The sequence below is a fragment of the Notoacmeibacter sp. MSK16QG-6 genome, assembly GCF_024158145.1.
Classification (GTDB): domain Bacteria; phylum Pseudomonadota; class Alphaproteobacteria; order Rhizobiales; family Rhizobiaceae; genus Notoacmeibacter.
Window position 1 is genome coordinate 586,646 of the sequence record NZ_JAMYXM010000001.1, and the last position, 18,927, is coordinate 605,572.

At 58.6% G+C, this 18,927-nt stretch carries 23 protein-coding genes; 4 read left to right on the top strand and 19 right to left on the bottom strand.

The window, feature by feature from the left end; translation table 11 throughout:
* From NIM86_RS02860 to NIM86_RS02870, 3 genes are all read right to left on the bottom strand, one after another.
* On the bottom strand, window positions 1-507 hold the full coding sequence (locus NIM86_RS02860; protein WP_253378948.1) for a TRAP transporter small permease: 507 nt from the start codon (window positions 505-507) through the stop codon (window positions 1-3).
* On the bottom strand, window positions 504-1,478 hold the full coding sequence (gene dctP, locus NIM86_RS02865; RefSeq protein WP_253378950.1) for a TRAP transporter substrate-binding protein DctP: 975 nt from the start codon (window positions 1,476-1,478) through the stop codon (window positions 504-506). The genes NIM86_RS02860 and dctP overlap by 4 nt, the downstream gene beginning before the upstream one ends.
* Window positions 1,479-1,623: 145 nt before the next feature.
* Window positions 1,624-2,436, bottom strand: a complete 813-nt coding sequence (locus NIM86_RS02870) for an alpha/beta fold hydrolase (RefSeq protein ID WP_253378951.1) — start codon at window positions 2,434-2,436, stop codon at window positions 1,624-1,626.
* A 229-nt stretch (window positions 2,437-2,665) separates the two neighbouring features.
* Between NIM86_RS02870 and NIM86_RS02875 the strand changes: the two genes are divergently transcribed.
* The 4 genes from NIM86_RS02875 to NIM86_RS02890 are packed head-to-tail and all read left to right on the top strand — an operon-like array spanning window position 2,666 to window position 5,485.
* Window positions 2,666-3,346: a 3-oxoacid CoA-transferase subunit A gene (locus tag NIM86_RS02875; protein ID WP_253378952.1), complete on the top strand. Its 681-nt coding sequence runs from the start codon at window positions 2,666-2,668 to the stop codon at window positions 3,344-3,346.
* 19 nt (window positions 3,347-3,365) lie between these two features.
* Entirely contained in the window at window positions 3,366-4,028 is a 663-nt protein-coding gene (locus NIM86_RS02880; RefSeq protein ID WP_253378953.1) for a 3-oxoacid CoA-transferase subunit B, read from the top strand.
* 29 nt (window positions 4,029-4,057) lie between these two features.
* Window positions 4,058-4,555 carry a nuclear transport factor 2 family protein gene (locus tag NIM86_RS02885; protein WP_253378954.1) on the top strand — a complete coding sequence of 166 codons (498 nt, stop codon included), beginning with the start codon at window positions 4,058-4,060 and terminating at the stop codon, window positions 4,553-4,555.
* A gap of 24 nt (window positions 4,556-4,579) precedes the next feature.
* The gene (locus NIM86_RS02890) at window positions 4,580-5,485 is read left to right on the top strand and encodes an MBL fold metallo-hydrolase (protein ID WP_253378955.1); all 906 of its coding nucleotides are present in this window, start codon (window positions 4,580-4,582) and stop codon (window positions 5,483-5,485) included.
* A 19-nt stretch (window positions 5,486-5,504) separates the two neighbouring features.
* Here NIM86_RS02890 and hypE read toward each other — a convergent pair whose 3' ends face one another.
* The 16 genes from hypE to NIM86_RS02970 all read right to left on the bottom strand — a co-directional run bounded on the left by hypE (window position 5,505) and on the right by NIM86_RS02970 (window position 18,916).
* Complete coding sequence (hypE, locus tag NIM86_RS02895) at window positions 5,505-6,527, bottom strand: hydrogenase expression/formation protein HypE (protein ID WP_253378957.1); 1,023 nt, start codon at window positions 6,525-6,527, stop codon at window positions 5,505-5,507.
* Window positions 6,524-7,666 carry a hydrogenase formation protein HypD gene (gene hypD / locus NIM86_RS02900; RefSeq protein WP_253378958.1) on the bottom strand — a complete coding sequence of 381 codons (1,143 nt, stop codon included), beginning with the start codon at window positions 7,664-7,666 and terminating at the stop codon, window positions 6,524-6,526. Before hypD ends, hypE begins: the two co-directional genes overlap by 4 nt.
* On the bottom strand, window positions 7,663-7,953 hold the full coding sequence (gene hypC / locus NIM86_RS02905; RefSeq protein WP_253378959.1) for a HypC/HybG/HupF family hydrogenase formation chaperone: 291 nt from the start codon (window positions 7,951-7,953) through the stop codon (window positions 7,663-7,665). The genes hypD and hypC overlap by 4 nt, the downstream gene beginning before the upstream one ends.
* Before the next feature lie 3 nt (window positions 7,954-7,956).
* Window positions 7,957-9,429 carry a sigma-54 dependent transcriptional regulator gene (locus NIM86_RS02910; RefSeq protein ID WP_253378960.1) on the bottom strand — a complete coding sequence of 491 codons (1,473 nt, stop codon included), beginning with the start codon at window positions 9,427-9,429 and terminating at the stop codon, window positions 7,957-7,959.
* A gap of 6 nt (window positions 9,430-9,435) precedes the next feature.
* Complete coding sequence (gene hypB / locus NIM86_RS02915; protein ID WP_253378961.1) at window positions 9,436-10,275, bottom strand: hydrogenase nickel incorporation protein HypB; 840 nt, start codon at window positions 10,273-10,275, stop codon at window positions 9,436-9,438.
* Window positions 10,275-10,616, bottom strand: coding sequence for a hydrogenase maturation nickel metallochaperone HypA (gene hypA, locus NIM86_RS02920; RefSeq protein ID WP_253378962.1), 342 nt, complete (start codon window positions 10,614-10,616; stop codon window positions 10,275-10,277). The genes hypB and hypA overlap by 1 nt, the downstream gene beginning before the upstream one ends.
* Entirely contained in the window at window positions 10,609-11,400 is a 792-nt protein-coding gene (locus NIM86_RS02925) for a hypothetical protein (RefSeq protein WP_253378963.1), read from the bottom strand. Before NIM86_RS02925 ends, hypA begins: the two co-directional genes overlap by 8 nt.
* Before the next feature lies 1 nt (window position 11,401).
* Window positions 11,402-12,220, bottom strand: coding sequence for a [NiFe]-hydrogenase assembly chaperone HybE (hybE, locus tag NIM86_RS02930; RefSeq protein ID WP_253378964.1), 819 nt, complete (start codon window positions 12,218-12,220; stop codon window positions 11,402-11,404).
* Window positions 12,217-13,056 carry a hydrogenase expression/formation protein gene (locus tag NIM86_RS02935; RefSeq protein WP_253378965.1) on the bottom strand — a complete coding sequence of 280 codons (840 nt, stop codon included), beginning with the start codon at window positions 13,054-13,056 and terminating at the stop codon, window positions 12,217-12,219. Before NIM86_RS02935 ends, hybE begins: the two co-directional genes overlap by 4 nt.
* Window positions 13,057-13,067: 11 nt before the next feature.
* On the bottom strand, window positions 13,068-13,451 hold the full coding sequence (locus tag NIM86_RS02940; RefSeq protein ID WP_253378966.1) for a hydrogenase: 384 nt from the start codon (window positions 13,449-13,451) through the stop codon (window positions 13,068-13,070).
* Between the two features lie 7 nt (window positions 13,452-13,458).
* On the bottom strand, window positions 13,459-13,779 hold the full coding sequence (locus NIM86_RS02945; RefSeq protein WP_253378967.1) for a HypC/HybG/HupF family hydrogenase formation chaperone: 321 nt from the start codon (window positions 13,777-13,779) through the stop codon (window positions 13,459-13,461).
* Between the two features lie 4 nt (window positions 13,780-13,783).
* On the bottom strand, window positions 13,784-14,392 hold the full coding sequence (locus tag NIM86_RS02950) for a HyaD/HybD family hydrogenase maturation endopeptidase (RefSeq protein WP_253378969.1): 609 nt from the start codon (window positions 14,390-14,392) through the stop codon (window positions 13,784-13,786).
* 278 nt (window positions 14,393-14,670) lie between these two features.
* The gene (gene cybH, locus NIM86_RS02955; protein WP_253378971.1) at window positions 14,671-15,411 is read right to left on the bottom strand and encodes a Ni/Fe-hydrogenase, b-type cytochrome subunit; all 741 of its coding nucleotides are present in this window, start codon (window positions 15,409-15,411) and stop codon (window positions 14,671-14,673) included.
* A gap of 9 nt (window positions 15,412-15,420) precedes the next feature.
* Complete coding sequence (locus NIM86_RS02960) at window positions 15,421-15,993, bottom strand: HupE/UreJ family protein (protein WP_253378973.1); 573 nt, start codon at window positions 15,991-15,993, stop codon at window positions 15,421-15,423.
* Between the two features lie 14 nt (window positions 15,994-16,007).
* A complete protein-coding gene (locus tag NIM86_RS02965) occupies window positions 16,008-17,819 on the bottom strand; it encodes a nickel-dependent hydrogenase large subunit (RefSeq protein WP_253378975.1) in 1,812 nt (603 codons plus the stop codon).
* Between the two features lie 2 nt (window positions 17,820-17,821).
* The gene (locus tag NIM86_RS02970; RefSeq protein WP_253380679.1) at window positions 17,822-18,916 is read right to left on the bottom strand and encodes a hydrogenase small subunit; all 1,095 of its coding nucleotides are present in this window, start codon (window positions 18,914-18,916) and stop codon (window positions 17,822-17,824) included.
* Window positions 18,917-18,927 lie beyond the last annotated feature (11 nt).

Consider the following 18,927-nt stretch of genomic DNA (forward strand, 5'->3'; position numbering starts at 1 on the left):
TCACTCGTCTTCTGTCGTGGACTGAAAAGTCAGGACGATGAACGCCAGTCCGGTCAGCGCGAAACCGGTCAGGATTATCCCCGTGATCCAGAAACGCGGGATAGGCCACAAACCCTGCGTCATGATGCCGCTATGGAGCTGCGAGAAGAAGACAGCCTGTACAACCCAGGAAACGAACAGGCATGTCGCGGCACCGATGGCGAAGAGAATACGCCGATATAGAGACCACCGGACAAGCAATTCGGAAATGAGGTCAATGGAAACGTGACCATGCCGTACCGTGAGTTCTGGGAGGCCGAGCATGATAACCGCTGCGAGCAGATACCGGACGGCATCCGATACCCAGATCGAGGGTCGGTTCAGAAAATACCGCATCATGATTTCGTAGACCGTGATGCACGTGATTACAGCCAAAGCGGCACAAGCAAGCACAAAGCATATCTGGACCATCAGGCCGACCAAACGGCCGGCCTGCGTCGTCACCCTGATGGCTGGGTTAGGTTTCATTCAGCGAGACCGGCCTCGCGAGCCTGCTCGTGCATCTTCTCGGCCAGAGGACCTGCCGCTGAAGCCGTCTTCCAGGCACCATCGAAGATCATCTTATTGACCTGCTCGGCGTCTTCCTGAGGCATCTCTGAAATCTGCATGCCGTTCTCCAGAAGGAATGCTTCTTCTTCGGCTGCAAGTGCATCGAATTTGTCGGACGTTTCAGATTCCAGTGCAACGGCCGCCTTTTCCATGATCTCCTTCTGCTCATCGCTTAGCGCGTTCCATTTTTCGAGATTCATGAAGATGAACAGGCTGACCACACCGAACTTCGGCCTGGAAAGATAGCCGGCAACCTCATACCATTTTTTCTCTTTCAGGCCGGTAAGAGTGGTGCCGGCGCCATCGATCACGCCAGTCTGGAGAGCCGAGTAAATATCCGGCATCGGCAGGACCACCGGTGAGGCGCCAAGGCCTTCGATAACGGGATTATAGGTCTGCGTACCGCGAATTTTTCGGCCCGTGAGGGAAGGGCTGTCGCCGACCGGATCCTTTAGAATGAAATTGAATGCAACCGATCCAACGGGCGCAACCGCAATCGCCTTCAGGCCAAGTCCCTGATAATATTCATCCATCGTGTCGAAAACGCCGGAGCTGCGGCGCAGTTCGGGGTCTGACTTCGTTCCTTCAATGCCAAGGCCAATAGCCGCCGTGCCGATATGATAGGCCGGATGGGTGAACAGGAGATCGAAGACACCCATCTGGACGGGCTCGATCTGTTCGAAAGGCGCGACAACTTCAGGACCGTCAAGCTGAATGGTGATCTCACCATTGGACAGTTCCTTGACCTTTTCGATGAAGGGAATGGCTGCATTGACCGTGTAGGACTGGTTTTCCGGCCAGCCCGAAAGCATCCGGAATTCCTCGGCCTGCGTGATCGATACTGACGTGAGCAAAGCGACCATACCAGCCGCAAGTGTAGCAAATTTCATCTGTGTCCTCCCGATGAGCTAACTGGCTTCCTCAAACCAAATGTCCGTATAACGAACATATGTCCATATTTATCATTGAGTTTGCTGCATCTGTCAACACCTGTCCGATCAGATGAGGTGACTAACTTTCTTACAATATTGAAATTTATGCCTTTTCGGCCTGCTCTGCAGTGGGCAAACACTGCGCGATGAGGTTTGCGACATCGACCGACGCATGGTCTGCAAGGTGATGGCCGGCATCGAGTTCGGCATACTCGGCACCTGGTGTGATGGCGGCGAGATCCGCGACGTAAGCCGGTGGACGAAAGACGTCGTCAGTGCCGGAAGCGAAGATGATCCGACCCTGTAGATGGGGCAGTTCAGAACGCATTTCAGTGTCTGCCAGAGCCCGAAAATAAGCTGCGAATGAAGCCGGCTTATTGGCCAGCCATCGACCCCGAACTTTAGCAAAATGCTCCGGATTCCGTTCTCTATAACGGGATGGATAGGTCCGATCGAGCAGTATTGCTTCGGCGGCGCGCATGCCGTCTGCTTCAAGACTGTCCGCGATTTGCCTGACCGGCTTGCGTTTCTCCTCCGGAGTCCCCGCCGCCGGCCCAAGCGCAATCGTCGTGCGATAGCGTTCGGGTCGGTCCAAAGCCAGGCGTAGAGCGACTGCGCCGCCAACCGCGACGCCAGCCGAAACGACCGGGCCGTCAATACCGAGAAACGCGATCAACTGTTCGACGTCGGAGGCAAGGTCTCTGAAGTTGAATGGCGCCCTCACCTCCTCCGACATTCCCATGCCACGCATTTCGGGGATGACGACGGTACAGCTTTCGGGCAGGTGAGGCAGCACCAAGTCCCAACTTTCAACGGACCCACCCATCTCATGCAGCAACACGATGCAGGGACCGACCCCTTTTCGATAGCAATATCTGAGACAATGGGCTCCCGTGTCGATCCAATCGGTAATCACGCCTGATCCTCCTCTACATGACTGTCGCGACCTGTATTTTTGCCTGTGGCGACAATTGAAAGACGACGATCATGACCGTCCTTCTTCTCCAATCTTGCGATGTTGACACCTCACCACATTGCAAGATAATGGACAAGTGTTCGTTATACGGACTTTTTGATCGTCTGGTGGGAGCGTTGCCGGCATATGGCTGTCGGATGAGCATTCTTTGCCGGACCAGGGAGGATCAATGATCGATAAATTTTCCTCGTCGATCGTCGAGGCACTCGACGGGCTGACGGATGGAGCGACCTTTCTGCTTGGCGGATTTGGTGCTGTAGGCCAGGCAAACGAGCTGATCGAGGGCGTACTGGAAACCGGCATTCGGGACTTGACGGTCGTCGCCAACAATGCCGGCTACGGCAAAGTCGGGCTGGCGCGTCTCCTCAAGGAGGGCCGCGTGCGCAAGCTGATCTGCAGCTATCCAAGGATCGCCGGATCGACTGTGTTTGAAGAGCTATACAGCGCCGGGCGCCTGGAACTCGAACTGGTTCCGCAAGGTACACTGGCAGAGCGGATGCGCGCGGCGGGGGCAGGCATTCCCGCCTTCTACACACCGTCCGGCGCAGGAACGCTGCTTATGGAAGGCAAGGAGACACGGACCTTCGATGCCCAGGAGCATGTTCTGGAAGAAGCGCTTCACGGCGATGTCGCGCTTGTCGAAGCGTGGCAGGCGGACCGCTGGGGCAACCTGACCTACAGAGCGGCCGGGCGAAACTTCAATCCAGTGTGCGCGATGGCTGCGAAGCTGACCATTGTTCAGACGCAGCATGTCTGTGAACTGGGAGAACTCGACCCGGAAGCGATCGTCACGCCAGGTCTCTTTGTCGACCGCATCGTCCATATCGAATCTGGCGATCCCCAAGGCTAAAATTTCAGAGAAAGCGATCATGACCGAGATCACCGCGAACTGGAAACCCCGGAGCCGAGCGCAGATTGCCGCGCGCCTCGCCATGGATATTCCCGAAGGATGGACAGTTAATCTGGGCATCGGTGTGCCGACCCTTGTTGCCGATCATGTGCCGGAAGGCCGGGAGGTCATTTTTCATGCCGAAAACGGTATTTTAGGTGTCGGGCCGGCTCCAGCAGAGGGTGATGTAAACCGCTGGCTCATCAATGCCGGGAAACAGCATGTGACCCTGCTCAAAGGCGGCAGCTACTTCCATCATGCCGATAGCTTCGCGATGATACGCGGACGGCATCTCGATCTATGCGTCCTTGGCGCATACGAGGTCTCGGAAAAAGGCGACCTGGCGAACTGGGCGCGTTCCTCCGACGATTCCGCACCGGCGGTTGGTGGTGCTATGGATCTGGCCAAAGGCGCGCGCCGTTTATGGGTCGCCATGCAGCACGTCACGCGGGAAGGCGCGCCGCGCATTACGAAGTCGTGCAGCTATCCGCTAACCGCCGCGGGCTGCGTCAAGCGCATCTATACCGATCTCGCCGTCATCGAAGTGGAGGCGGACGGTTTGCGAGTGATAGAAATGATCGACGGGCTCAGTTTCAATGATTTGCAGGCTCAGACCGGAGCGGAATTGAAGCGACCGGCCTGATTCCGCAAAGATCGACGGGAGTGCAACACATGGGGAGAATTGAGGAGCGGCTGGACGCCATTGAATCGTGGCTTGCCATTGGCGAATTGCGGGCACGCTATTGCCACCTGCTCGACGACCGGAACTGGGATGCATTCGCAGACCTCTTTACCGAAGACGGCGAGTTCGACGGCCTGGCGCGTGTTCAGGGACGGGCGGAAATTCATCGCTTCTTCAGCACCACGGTCGAACGCCTCGCCGAAGGTTTCTGGCACTTCTGCACGAATGCATCGATCGATTTGAATGGAGACGAGGCGTCCGGCCGGATCTCGATGCAGTATTTATCGGTCAAAAACGGAACGAGTTTTGTTTCGGCGGGTCATTACGACGACGAACTGGTTCGCAGTGCTGGACAGTGGCGCTTCAGGCGCCGTCGCATCACGTTTTACTATCACGCGCCGCTGAGCGAAGGATTTACCGGACAGCCGACCTTCATTCTGCCGGACGGCACACCGCTCGACGGCCTGCCGCCCCATCGCGCGGCATAATCTCAATATTTGCGGAGACCAACCATGATCCAGACCCGGAAAATCGGAAATGCGCACGTCACGCGCGTCCTGGAATATGCAGCGCCGACGCACGACCCTGCATTCCTGTTCCCCGATCTATCCCATGAGGAGCTGCGGGCATTGGCGCCCAAGGTCGCCCCTCACCACTATATTCCGGCGATGAACCGACTCATCGTGACGATCCAGATCTGGGTTGTCCGGCTCGATGAAAAGGTCATCGTGATCGATACCGGCGTCGGCAATCGCAAGACGCGAAAAGCGCCGCGAATGCACAGCCTGAATTCGCTCGTTCCCGAATGGCTCAGCGCTGCCGGAGCGAGCTTCGATCAGGTCACGCATGTCGTTCAGACGCACATGCATGCCGATCACACAGGATGGAATACGGTTCCCGATGGTGAAGGCGGTTGGAAACCGGCCTTTCCGAATGCTCGCTATCTCATGCCCCGCACTGATTTCGACTACTGGTCCAAGAAGGTCGAGGAAGGCCCCGACATGACCATGGACGAGAGCTGGACCGATAGCGTCATGCCGGTTGTCGAAGCCGGCCTGGTCGATTTCGTCGATGACGATGCCGGCGAAATACTACCGGGCATAACGGCAGAACCCGTGCCCGGCCACTCGCCCGGCATGATGAGCTACCGGCTCAGTTCCGATGGCGAGGAGGGCCTGTTTTGCGGAGACGTCTTTCACTCGCCCCTTCAGATTCTGAAGCCCGACCTCAACACGGCGTATTGCTCCCTCCCCGATCTTGCACGCCAGACACGGGCTCGTGTGCTGGCTGAATGCGTTGATCGCGGCACGTTACTCATGCCGATGCATTTCGGCGGTCCGCATTGCGGCCATGTGCGGCAGGACGCGGATGGGTACTATTTCGAAGGCGCAAGCTGGCCCGAGCTTCGACTGCCATGACCGCGCCAATGACGTGCTCTCAACAGATGCGCGGCAACTGATCGCCGACCAGCATGTCGACGATCCTGGCTCCACCGAAGAGGGTGCGCATGGTCACGCGACCCGCCTGACCTTCCTTCGCCCGGCCGATAATCACCGCTCCCCTGCCGGCGTCGTCGGCTCGCATGGCGGCAAGGGCCGTCTCTGCTTCATCCTCCGGCACGAAAAGCACAAGCGTGCCTTCATTGGCGAGATAGAGCGGATCGAGGCCCAGAATTTCGCAGACGCCCTTCACCTCCGTGCGAAGCGGTAAGGATTCTTCGTCGATCTCTATGGAGAGGCCGGCATCGATCGCCATCTCGTTCAGGCAGGACGCCACGCCACCCCGGGTCGCGTCACGGGCGGCGCGAAGGTTTGGAGCGGCTGCCATAACGGCTGACATGAGGTGCCCCAGCCCCTGGCAGTCCGACTGAATTTCGGCCGAAAGCGCCATATCTCCGCGTGCTGCCAGAATCGCGGCGCCATGATCGCCGAGCACGCCGTTGACGATCGCGACATCCCCCGGCCTGATCCTCGCTGCGCTCAAATCGCATCCCGGTGCGATGACGCCGACACCGGCGGTGGTGATGAAGAGCTGATCGGCCACGCCACGTCCCACCACCTTAGTGTCGCCTGTCACGATGCGCACACCGGCACGATCCGCTTCGGTCTTCATCGACGCTACGATCCGTCTCAGCAGATCGATGCTCGTGCCCTCTTCGATGATGAATGCTGCCGATAGCCACAGCGGCGTCGCGCCGCCGACCGCGAGATCGTTCACGGTGCCGCAAACGGCGATCTTACCGATATCCCCGCCGGCGAACTCGACCGGGTCGACAACGAAGCTGTCGGTGGTGAAGGCCAGTCGCGCTCCCGGCTCCTTGAGTGCTTCGGACGTCAGTCTTGCCTGGTCTTCCATCGCTTCAGGACAAAAAACACTGGTGAACACGCTTTCGATCAGATCGCGCATCGCCTTTCCGCCGCCGCCATGGGCGAGCGTCACCGTGTCGACGGCCTGCTTCATTCCGCTGGCTCCAATGCCCGCGCACCGCCATATTGATAGTAGGCCGCGCACGCCCCTTCCGAACTCACCATCAGGGCGCCCAGCGGCATTTCCGGGGTGCAGCCTTTTCCGAATTGCGGGCAGGCGACCGGCTTGATGCGTCCAGTCATGACCTCACCGCAGGCACATCCTTCCGGCTCGGCCACCACACGCGCGCCCGCGCCGTAACCGATGCCGAACTTCACTTCGGCGTCGAAGGCCGCATAGCGGTCGCGAATGCGCAGGCCGGACTTGTCGATCTCGCCAAGACCACGCCATTCGAAGCTCGGGCGCTCCTCGTAGACATCGACGACAGCGGCAATAGAGGCGGGATTGCCCGCATCCGGCACGATACGGGCATACTGGTTTTCGACCTCTGCGCGGCCATCCCTGATCTGCTCTAGGACCATCAACACCGATTGTAGAAGGTCGAGCGGCTCGAATCCGGATACGACGATTGGCTTGCCATAGTCCTGCGCGATGAATCGATAAGGCTCGATGCCGATCACCATCGATACGTGGCCAGGCCCGACGAAACCATCCAGCACCATATAGGGATCGTCCAGCAAAGCCTTGATGGGCGGGGGAACCGTAATGTGATTGCAGAACACGCTGAAGTTCTGAATTCCCTCGCGCATCGCCTGCTGAATGGAAAAGGCGGTCGATGGAGTCGTCGTCTCGAAGCCCAGGCCGAAGAACACGACCTCACGCTCAGGGTTACGGCGGGCAAGTTCGAGGGCGTCCAGCGGCGAATAAACCATGCGAACATCGGCGCCGTCGGCCTTCGCTTGCAGCAGCGATTTGCGCGTACCCGGCACACGCATGGCATCGCCGAATGTCGTAAAGATCACTTCGGGCCGCTCGGCCAGTTGGACGCATTCGTCGACCCGGCTCATCGGCAGCACGCAGACGGGGCAGCCCGGACCGTGAATGAATTCGATTCCCGGCGGCGTGAGCTTGTCGAGCCCGTAGCGGAAGATCGCATGCGTATGGCCGCCGCAAATCTCCATGATGTGAACCGGCTTTTCCTTGGTTGCGCCGATTTCATCGCAGACTGCCGCTATGCGCGACAGGATTATTTTGGCGGCTTTGGGATCACGAAACTCGTCGACATATTTCATGCTGCACCTCCCAATGCTTGTGCGGTGGCCTGCATCGCGTGGAGCTCCTCTTGCGCTTCGCCAAGCGAATGCAGCGCTTCCAACGTCTTTGCCGCTTCAACCTCGTCGATCTCACTCATCGCGAAGCCGACATGAATCAGCGCCCATTTGCCGACGACATCGTCAAGGTTGCCCTGGGCAATAGGGGCGATGCTGACCTCGCGGCGCACGCCGGAAATTTCGGCCATTGCCATCATTCGGTCGGCATCGGTTATCGCGACGATCTGTCCGGGAATTCCAAGACACATGATTCAGTCCTCCTCTGACCGGGATGTGGTATCGGGTTCCGCCAAGCCATATCGGTCGATCTTGGCGCGTAGTCCGACGCGGCTGAGACCAAGCTCACAGGCCGCGCGGCTCTTGTTCCATTTCAGGCGCGTCAGGGTCTCGCGCAGAATCCGCGTTTCGACAGCCTCGATACGCTCCTTGAGCGCGCCTTCGGCCATCAGAAGCCGGTCGAGATTGCCGTCTGTTTTGCGGGCCGCTGGTTCGGCTTGTAGAATATGTCGTGAAATCAGTTCGGGGCCGAGGATCGGGCCTTGCGCCAGAACCAGCATACGCACCAGCTCGTTTTCCAATTCCTTGAGGTTTCCCGGCCAGTCGTAACGGGCAAAGAAACTCAGCACCTCGTCCGATAGTCCACGGACGATCTTGCCGTGTGTGTTGGCAGCTTCGGCGAGGATCGCATCGGCAAGAATAGGAATATCCTCGATACGGTCACGCAGGGGAAGAACCGTCAGTTCCGCAGCCGACACGGCGTAAAAAAGATCGTTGCGGAAGCTCCCGTCAGTCACGCATTGGCGGAGATCTTTTTCCGTGCCGGCGATGATGCGTACATCGATGTGCTGAGGGCTGTGATTTCCGACCCTGCGATATTTTCCCTCCTGCAACGCACGGGACAGCATGAGTTGCAGACGCGGCGAGAGCTCCGACAGATTGTCGATGAAAAGAGTGCCGCGGCTGGCCTTCTGAAGAAGGCCGGTCCGCGCGATCTGACCGCCCGCCGAGCCGCGAACGCCGAACAGTTCTTCCTCGATGATCGTATCGTCAATGCCGATGCAGTCGAGGACGTAGAAGGGTCTGTCGGCGCGCAAGGAGCGATAGTGCATCGCGCGCGCGATATCGGCCTTGCCGGTGGCGTTCTCACCGGTGATGAGCACAGGAATATCGAAGCCAGCGAACTGACGCGCCTGTGAAATCACAGGATTGAGGGGCGAATTCGTCGAACGCAGCACGTTTTCAAAACCGAGCCCTTCACGCAGTATTTTGCGCTGCTCGGAAAGCTTGTTCTCCACGCTGCGCGAAAGATAGCGCATCTCGAGCGACAATTGCTCGTTTTCGCGATTCAGCCGAAACAGGTCCGTGGCGTTTTTCGCGGCCATGACCAAATGGTCCGGGTGCCACGGCTTGGTGATGAGCTGATAAATCCCGGCATCGTTAATGGCGTCGATCATATCGCTGGTTTCGGTATAGCCGGTGATGATGATGCGCACCGTATCCGGCCACTGCTCGCGCACTTCGGTCAGAAAGCTGACGCCGTTCTTTCCCGGCATTCTGTGATCGCAGAAAATAACCTGCACCGGATTGTCCCGCATGAGGGACATGGCGCCCTCGGCATTGGGCGCGGCAAGGCAGTCAAAATCGTCTTCCAGAGCCATGCGCATCGATTCAAGCGCATGTTTCTCGTCATCGACCAGAAGGACCAAAGGAAGCGGTTCGCCCATGTCAGCCTATCCCGCCAGCTTCGTCACGGCCTTTTTCTTCAAGGCCGTTTCGAGCCAGGCAATCCAGCGATCCATACCCTCGCCCGTCAAAGCCGACACACGCATGATTTCGATATGTGGATTGATCCGACGCAGATTGGCTTCGTAGAGATCGAGATCGACGGCGCAGTGCGGGGCCAGATCGGTCTTGCTGAGGATGGCCAGCTTCGCTGCAGCGAACATGTCCGGATATTTCAGAGGCTTGTCCTCTCCTTCGGTCACCGAAAGGATCGCAACCTTGCAGTCCTCGCCGAGATCGAAGCCGGCAGGGCACACCAGATTGCCCACATTTTCAATGAAAAGCATCGCGCCGCGCGGCAGGTCGAGATGCTCCATGGCATGGCCGACCATATGGCCGTCGAGGTGGCAGCCCTTGCCGGTATTGACCTGTATCGCGCTGACCCCGGTAGCGCGAATGCGTTCCGCATCGTTGCTGGTCTGCTGGTCGCCCTCGATCACGGCAAGCGGCCGATCGCCGAGCGCTTCGATCGTTTTGCACAATAATGTCGTTTTGCCCGAACCCGGCGACGAAACCAAATTGACGGCGAATGCCTCTAAGGCCGTCAACGCCGCGCGGTTCGCCTCGGCATAACGGTCGTTCTTGGCCATGATATCGGTTTCGATCTCGATCAGCCGCTGCTGAGTCATGCCCGGCACTTCCGCGCCGGCCAGCCCGTGGCCAAAATGAATATCACCGCCATGCCCGTGATGGTGGGAATGATGATGATCGCTATCTCCGTGGTGATGGTCGTGACGATGCCCTTCGACCGTCGCGCCATCTCCGCTACAACCGCAAACTGTACACATCAGGCAACCTCCAAATCCTTGATCCGCATTTCGTCGCCGCCGGACGGCATGAGCTTGCCCCCGCCGCAATCCGGGCAAGGCGACAGCCGGTCCTCGATCTCCACTTCCCGCATACAGTCGTAGCACATCGCCCGCCCGGGAAGGTCGATCATGACAAGCTCGGCGCCCTCCGCGACCGAGCCTTTCATCACGACATCGAAAGCAAAATTCAGCGCGCTTTTCTCAACGCCTGCGAACTTGCCGATCTCGACACGGACGGCGCGAATGGCCCTGACCTCGTGCGCGCGGGCCTGATCCTCGATAATGCTACGCATGCCTTCGCAGAGGGACATTTCATGCATGACCAAGCTCCCGCAATGAGACCGGCATGCATGGGTCGAGTATGTCCAGCAGCAGGCCGGCGAGATGCGATTTTGACTTTGGGAGGCTGGCAAGCGAATGGGCGAGTATACCATCCGGAGCAAGCAGGGCATCTGTCGGCGTCCGCCGCTCGAACGTCATAACCTTACCGTCGAGCACGCGAGCGCGAACCGCATATGCGCCGCGAGCGGCCGGCACATTGGCCCAGCCTTCCTGCATTCGCGCCTCTGGAATTTGGGGCGCGGACAGTTCGACATAACGTCCTAGAAGCCGCCATAGCGGTCCGCGACCATATCGGCTCTCGACCTCTGCCAGCAGCGGCGCGGTGGCGTTGCGTCCGGCAACGGAGTTCTCTAACCCATCGGAAAGAACAGGCGTCACCGCTTCGTGCGGCGCAAAGTCCGAACGCACCGTCGAGATTGGGGCGGAATGGTCGAGCGCGCAGACCTGATCGAGGCTCATTTCAGGCCTCACCCTGGCGATCCCGCCGACCGTGACCCCCATCTTGCCGGGCAGGATGACGCCAAGACGCAGGCGGTGCTCCTTCAAAATTTCTTCCTTGAGATCGGCCTGCGCACCATCATCCAATGGAAGGCCGAAAGCCAGCCGAGCCGCGACGGATTGCGCTGTGCGGCAGAGATTGAAAATTCGCGGAAGAAGAGCGGCTGCTTCCGCGATCGGCTTTCCCAAAATCAGACGTTCCAATGGCAATTGAGGTGGCAAAACCACTTCAAACGTCGCGCATTGGTCGGCCTGACCTTTCATCCTAAGCTTCCTCGCGCCCCACGGCAGTCTGGCTGAGACCGCCGGTAATCACCTGCCGCCGCGATGGTTTTGCCTGAACCACCTGCGGTGCTTGAGCATCGGCCTCGGTATCGTCGTTTTCAAGCGCGGCGAGTTCCTGCTCGCGTGCCTCGCGAATATCGGCGGCATGGTCGGTCACACCGCGATGTTCGTCCTGAAAGAGTGCGATCATCGCAGCCTCGGCCACCGCTGTCGCCTGAGCCTGCGTGTTAAAATCGCCCATCGGAGAAAACAGCGAGCAAGCCTTGTATCCGCCCACCATTGGCCGGACATTGTGAATGAACTCATATTCCCCGGAGGCAAAGGACAGATACTCCTTTGCGCGGGGATTGAGGTCGGACCAATCCTCGCCATCGGCGGGCAATTGAACCAGATTCATGAACCATGGCGTGATGAGGATGCCCAATGGCCGACCCTCGTGCATTCGGAAAGCGACGGCCTCAACGCGAAGCGCCTTGTTGACCAGCGGCACGTCGCGCATCTGCCCATGCCAGACTTCCATGAAATCGGCCTCTAGCTGACGCGTTTTGGTGGCGATCATTTCCTCTTCGCGGGCGTGGTCGGAGCCAGGGTCTTCGCTGACCAGAAACTGCTCCTTCGGCGCATCACAATTCGGGCATTTCCAGTCTGCCGGAAGCGCGATGAAGGGCGTGCCCGGCATCACCTGACGCGTTTCATCGCCTTCCTTCGGATCGTATGGCGTCCAGCAAATCTTGCATTCCATGATGGCCTGCACGGAGATCTTGTCGTTCGCGCCGAGATAGGAGCCCTCGAAACTCATCGGACCGCCTCCATGACCTGGACAATGCGCTCGCTGCTATCGGCAAGATCCTCGGCTGCGGCGATGACGACTTCAGGCACATCGGTCACTTCGAATGTATCAAGGATCAAAGTGTCGACCGAATTGAAGAACTGGACGCGCCAGACATGCGCCTGTCCAGTCGCCTGAACCCGGCAATTGCCATAACCGCGCGACAGGAAATCAACGGATCCTTTTCCCAGAGCCTTGTCCAACCAGAGGAGATCTTCCTCGGTGTGCGGCAACAGGGTCAGATTAACGACGTGCGGTTCGAGACCGGGCTGCCAATCCGCCGATTTGTCAACCAGTTCGACAACCAATGGCGGGGCATTCACCACATCGGGCGTGGTCTCCGCACGCACGCCGAGCGCCGGCACCCGCTGATTAAAGGCACGCTGTCTGACCATATCGGGAATGGGACCGACCTCGATCTGGTCGACACCTGCGCCCGAAAGGCACCAGACGCCGGCGAAGACGCTTTCCTGCGCGGCAATGGCCGGAATGCCCATCATCTTGATGGCGACTTCGCCTTCGCCCATTGTCTCCGCTATGAGCTTGCGGTTGCGCGCATCAAGACCCGACAGATCGAAATTTGCATTTGCGCCGCCCTGCCCGGCAATCGCCGCCGCGGCGGCAATTTCCGCCAACAGTTCCAAGGCCGGCACGATATCGGCCGATGATTCTACATCCGGAATCCGCGGCGAATAGGACCGCATATCCTGTGGCATCGGCATATATTGAAGTTCCAGGCCATCATCCGACGTCGGCTGAGAGCCAGGACCGAACCCGACTGGCGGCAATTGGAAGTTGTTGACCATGCCTATTCTCCTTATGCCGTGGTGGCCGGTTGCGCGACGATCTGTTTGATCCTGGCGATATATTCGTCCCAATCGCGAACTTTCGGGATGCCGCCGATCGGTCTACCATCGCGATAGAAAATGAGGCTCGGCGTCTTGAGTACCGCGGCTTCGGTTCGCACCGCTTCTTCAATCTCGTCACCGACAACAGCGCAGTCGAACCGGCTCTGAAACGCCATTTTCAGTTCAGGCAAAATCACCGCGACATCGGCGGACTCCAGATTCCGCTTGAAGTCTCCGGGCACGAAAACAACGTGAATTCCCGGAGCCGACGTAAATGCTGCAAGTTCTTCCTGCGTATTCAGTTCAGGCCAGCCCAGTTCCTGGGTCAGACGAACGATCAGCGGATGGGTCATTCGATCCTCATGCGGTTGTCTTGCCTTGAGAGACGGCGGCTTCAAGATGCGGCGGCAGTTGCGGCGCTGCATTGTCGAGATCGGCAAACGCATTGCCGGCATCGCCGCCGGCCATAATGGCGCGCAACCCCTCCAAAGCAGCGGTGATCTTTTCGGCGCTATCGGCGGAGATGATCTCCCGCGCCGCGCCGAGAAAGGTGAGAACCCATGTGCCCGGTTCAACGGCGCCGACCAGCGACATATCGATCAGGCGTAACTCACCTCGCTCCAGCGCCTTCGCGGCTACGCCTTCCACCGAGATGACCTGCATGGGAACGCCTATGCACATGACGTCAGGCCTCCGCCGGGAAAAAACGGGCATCGCCCGTACGGCAAGCACTATCTTCCGAAGGGCGGCCCGCCTCATAGGCTTCGCGCGAGATGGCCCGGTCGGGAACGAGACCGTCATCACTTCGACCGGGGCTGGCAATGATGCCCCACTCGCTCAACTTGCCGAGCGCGATGTCGATTGCGGGATCGATCTGGGCGGCGACAACGTCACGCAGGCCGCCGCCATAATCCTCAAGCTCAGCCGGCTGGCAGCCAATAAGCACGAGGCGAGCCGGGCAGTAACCCATAAGATTGGCGGTCGCGATAACCTCCTGAAATCCTGTCTGGTGCAGGCTCATTTTTTTTGCGCCGAGGAAGGCGGGCACCTCGTCGCCTTCGACAATCTTCATCGTGCCGGCGTGCAAATCGTAGTCGACCGCGTCAAAGACAATGAGGTTGTCCGCCTCTTCAAGAAAGGGCAGCAGGTAGAGCCCCTGCGTTCCACCGTCCAAAAGCGTGATCGTATCGGGAAGCGACCATGCGCTCGCCATCCGCTCCACGCATCTTACGCCGAAGCCTTCATCGGCCCACAAAACGTTTCCGATACCGAGAATGAGAGTCCGTTCGGTCATCAATCGCCGCCCCTCCCAAAGCTGCACGAGTGGTGAGTTACTATACGCTCAATGGCGATTTTTAGGGATGCTAGCAGTGTAAAATCGAACTGTCAGGAAAATTCTGGAATATTTCTAATCAGCTAAACGTATGAATTTTAATCTGAATTTTGATTTCAAACTTTCGTAAATGGAAGGTTAGTTTTCACATCATGGTCTATGTGTAATATCTTCTTCCATATGAGAAAGGGCGGAGTGACCTCCGCCCTTTCTCTGTCTTGGGTTTGAAGGGTAAGACCCTACGGTCGGTCGTCTTTGAAAGACCGCGTGCCGGAGATCATCGTCGAAACGATGGATTGTCGGCTCATGATGTCTTCGCGGATCGCCACATAGATATGGATCATGACAAAAACGATGATCCACCACATGCCGAGATGATGAAGCGTATGCAGCACATGGCTGTTGCCTCCCAATAGCGGCGTGACCCATCCGAACAGGATGTCGTAGAAGCTGCCGCGACCGGCGCCTTCCGCGTAGAGAGCAAGACCCGTCACGATCATGAAGGTGATACCGAGCGTGAAGAACAAGAACATGGCCAGCTGCGCAAGCGGGTTATGGCCGACATATTTCTTGGGCTCGCTTTCCATAAAGCCGTACCAGCGAACCTCGTGCCAGACCTCACGCCAGAACTCTCCCTTCCAGAAAGGAATATAGAAGAGTTGCCTGGAGTGATGATTGCCGACGAACGCCCAATAAATGCGACCGAGGAAAAACACCGTCAGCATGAGAGCGGCAGCAAAATGCGCAAACCGGATGTAGCCGAAGACGAACTGATAGGCCGCCTCGGAAATTATCATGGTCGGCGGCGGAGAGCCTATGAGATAGCCGGTTATGCACAAGACAAGGATCGCAAGGGCATTGAGCCAATGCCAAAGCCGGACCGGCGCCTCATAGACATAGATACTGGTTTGGCGTGAGGCAGTCGCGATATCGTCATCGTCAGCGTCTACCAAGGGGGAATATTCGGTGGAATTAGACATGGCGCGCCCCTATGCCACTGCCAGAGACAGACTTGAAAGTATGATTGCTCCACCGATGGCGCGCTGAGCCAGTGGCTGTCCGGCAACAAGCCGGGCGAAAGCGATTCCAAGGGCGTGCAGACCTGCCGTAGAGATCAGGAAGCCAGCGAAATACTGGTCAATCGCGCCGCTCGCTTCGCTGGCATGGGCGTAGCCGTGAGCGGAAGCGAAAAAGCCGATCGCTCCCAGAGAGAGCATCGTCAAGCTGCGGGCCTGTCCCCTCTTCGACACCAGGACAAGCATGCCGAACAGCAGAACCGAAAACAGGATCGCGTATTCGACACCGGGTATTGCAATGCCGGTCAGGGAAAGGACACCGCCCACGACCATCGCGGCAATGAACATAGCTGCGCCTGACCAAACCCGCGTTGGGAGCACAAAGCCCGACCACAATCCCACTGCCAGCATTGCCAGCAGGTGATCGACCCCGAGTATCGGATGTTGAAGACCGTGAAGCAGTCCATCCGTCGCGCCATGCCCGGTGTGAGCCATGGCCGGCGCGGCAACGAAAGCCAGCGCCACACCAAGAAGTATCTTATTCATTCTCATCTCCTCCCTTATCGCACCTGAACCTTGGTCAATTCCTCGCCTTCAGGCGACATGACATGGGTCGAGCAGGCGAGGCACGGATCGAAGGAGTGGAGTGTTCTGAGAATCTCCACCGGCTCTTCGGGCCGTTCCATGGGTGTATTCAGAAGGCTCGCTTCGAACGCACCGATATTGCCAGCGGCATCTCTCGGGCTGCCGTTCCAGGTGGTCGGGACCACACATTGGTAGTTTTCGATCCGGCCATCCTTGATACGGATCCAGTGTCCCAGCCCGCCGCGCGGCGCGGCAACGGTGCCCACGCCCTTGGCTTCCTTGGGCCAGGTTTTCGGATCCCAGCTGGCCATGTTAGCCGTGGAATTGTCACCGTTCTTCAAGTTGACGATCAACGCATTCCAGTCGTCCGCCATCATCTGCGCGCAGTATTGCGCCTCCATCGCACGCGCCAATGTACGGCCAATGGTAGTCGGAAGCGCCTGCTTCGGCGTAAGACGGAGATTGGTCATCTTGTTGAAGATGGACAGTGAGCGATCGACCTGATCGACCACATATTCCTGCTTCTGCGCGTAACCCAAAATATAGCGCGACAGGGGACCGACCTCGACGGCGTGACCGCGCCAGCGCGGCGATTTGATCCAGGAATATTTCGCCGCCTCATCGAGCTCTCGAATATTGGTCTTTGTGCCCTTGGCGTTCGGACCGAGTTCGTATTTCGGCTCCGTGATGCCGTCCCACGGATGAAGACCCTTGCCAGGTTCGCCATAGGTGTACCACGAATGGTCGACGAACTCCTGAACCTGTTCCGGATCGCGCGGATCGACCGGATGAACCTCGTTCCAGTTCCCGTTCAGGATCACGCCACCGGGTAGCTGATGGGTCTTCAGATCGTATGGCGTTTTGGCATAATCGCCGTAATCCATCACATTGGTGGCGGACAGTCCTCCGCCATACAGCCAGTCCTTATAAAGCGCGCCGATTGCCAGCACATCCGGCAGATAGACGTTGTTGGCGAATTCGAGCGCCCGGTCGATCTGGCGTTTGATGAAGTTCAGGCGTTCCATATTGATCGGCGCGCCCGATGCGCCGACCCCATCGATATTGATCGCACAGGGCACGCCGCCCACCAGATAGTTCGGGTGGGGGTTCTTGCCGCCGAAGATCGTGTGAATCGTGACGATATCCTTCTGGATATCGAGCGCTTCCAGATAGTGGGTGACGGCCATAAGATCGGCCTCGGGCGGCAGCTTGTAGGCCGGATTGTCCCAATATCCGTTCTTGAAAATGCCGAGCTGTCCGGACTCGACAAATTGCTTGAGCCGGTTCTGGACATCCCGGAAATAGCCGGGGCTGGACATCGGGTGGCTTGGCGACAGCGTCTGCTGCAGTTCTGAAGTCGCCTTCGGGTCGGCCTTCAGCGCGTTGATCGGATTGACCCAGTCAAGAGCGTGAAGGTGGTAGAAGTGGACGACGTGATCGTGCCACTGCAGCACCTTTGCCGTGATCTCGCGGATCAGATGCGCGTTCAGTGGCACCTCGATATCGAGAGCATCTTCCACAGCGCGCACCGATGCCAGAGCATGGCAACCGGTGCAGACGCCGCAGATGCGCTCGACGAATGCCCAGGCATCACGCGGATCGCGCCCTTTCAGAATGACCTCAAGTCCCCGCCACATCGTACCGGTCGAGACGGCGTTACGGATCACGCCCTCTTCGTCGACATTCACTTCACAGCGCATGTGGCCTTCGATGCGCGTGACCGGATCGACGACGATCCGCTGGCCTGAATTATCCAGCTCAAAACCGTTCGGCGTTTGAATAGTCATGCTCAGGCCTCCTCTCTCGTCTTGGATTTCTGGGATTTGCGCTGGGCATTCTTGAGGGCCGATACGGCGGCGTGGGCCGCCACCGCCCCGCCGACAACACCGGCTGCGGCAAGGCCGACCTCATCGGCGTTGGCTTCGACGCCGAACTGCGTGAGATCGGTGACGCGGTCGTAGAAACTGCCCTGATCCCAGAAACCGTCTTCGGAACAGCCGATACAGCCGTGGCCGGATTGGATCGGGAAGCTGACGCCGCCATTCCAGCGCGTGGTCGCGCAGGCATTGTAGGTCGTCGGCCCCTTACAGCCCATTTTGTAAAGGCAGTAGCCTTTGCGCGCGTTGTCGTCGTCCCACTGTTCAACGAACTGACCGGCATCGAAATGCGGACGCCGATAGCACTTGTCGTGGATGCGCTGCGAATAGAACATCGCCGGACGGCCCTGGCGATCGAGTTCGGGCAAGCGGTCGAATGTCAGCATGTAGGTGATGACACCGGTCATCACCTCGGCGATTGGCGGACAGCCGGGCACCTTGATGATCGGCTTGTCGGTAATCACCTTATGGACGGGAGTTGCGCGTGTGGGATTTGGCTTGGCAGCCTGCACACAGCCGTAGGACGCGCACGCGCCCCAGCTGATTACGGCCTTGGCGTGCTCGGCGGCGTGGCGCAGCTGATCCACGAACGGCTTACCGCCGATGATGCAGAACATACCGTCCTCGTTGAGCGGCGGGTTGCCCTCGACCGCGAGGATATAGTTGCCCTTGTATTTCTCGATCGTGTCCTGAAGCGCCGCTTCAGCCTGGTGGCCAGCAGCCGCCATCAGCGTATCGTCATAGTCGAGGCTGATCATCGACAGGACGACGTCCTTGGCGAGCGGATGAGCGGATCGGATGAAACTCTCCGAACAGCAGGTGCATTCGAGCCCGTGAACCCAAATGACCGGCGTCCGCGGCTTGTTTTCCATCGCATGGGCGATCTTCGGAACGAAAGACGGCGAAAGCCCCAGGGCGGCGGCCGTCAGGGAGCAATATTTCATAAAGCTCCTGCGCGTGATGCCCTGCCTGCGCATGACATCGTAAAAGGTTTCCATCTCGGCCAAATCCATTCCTC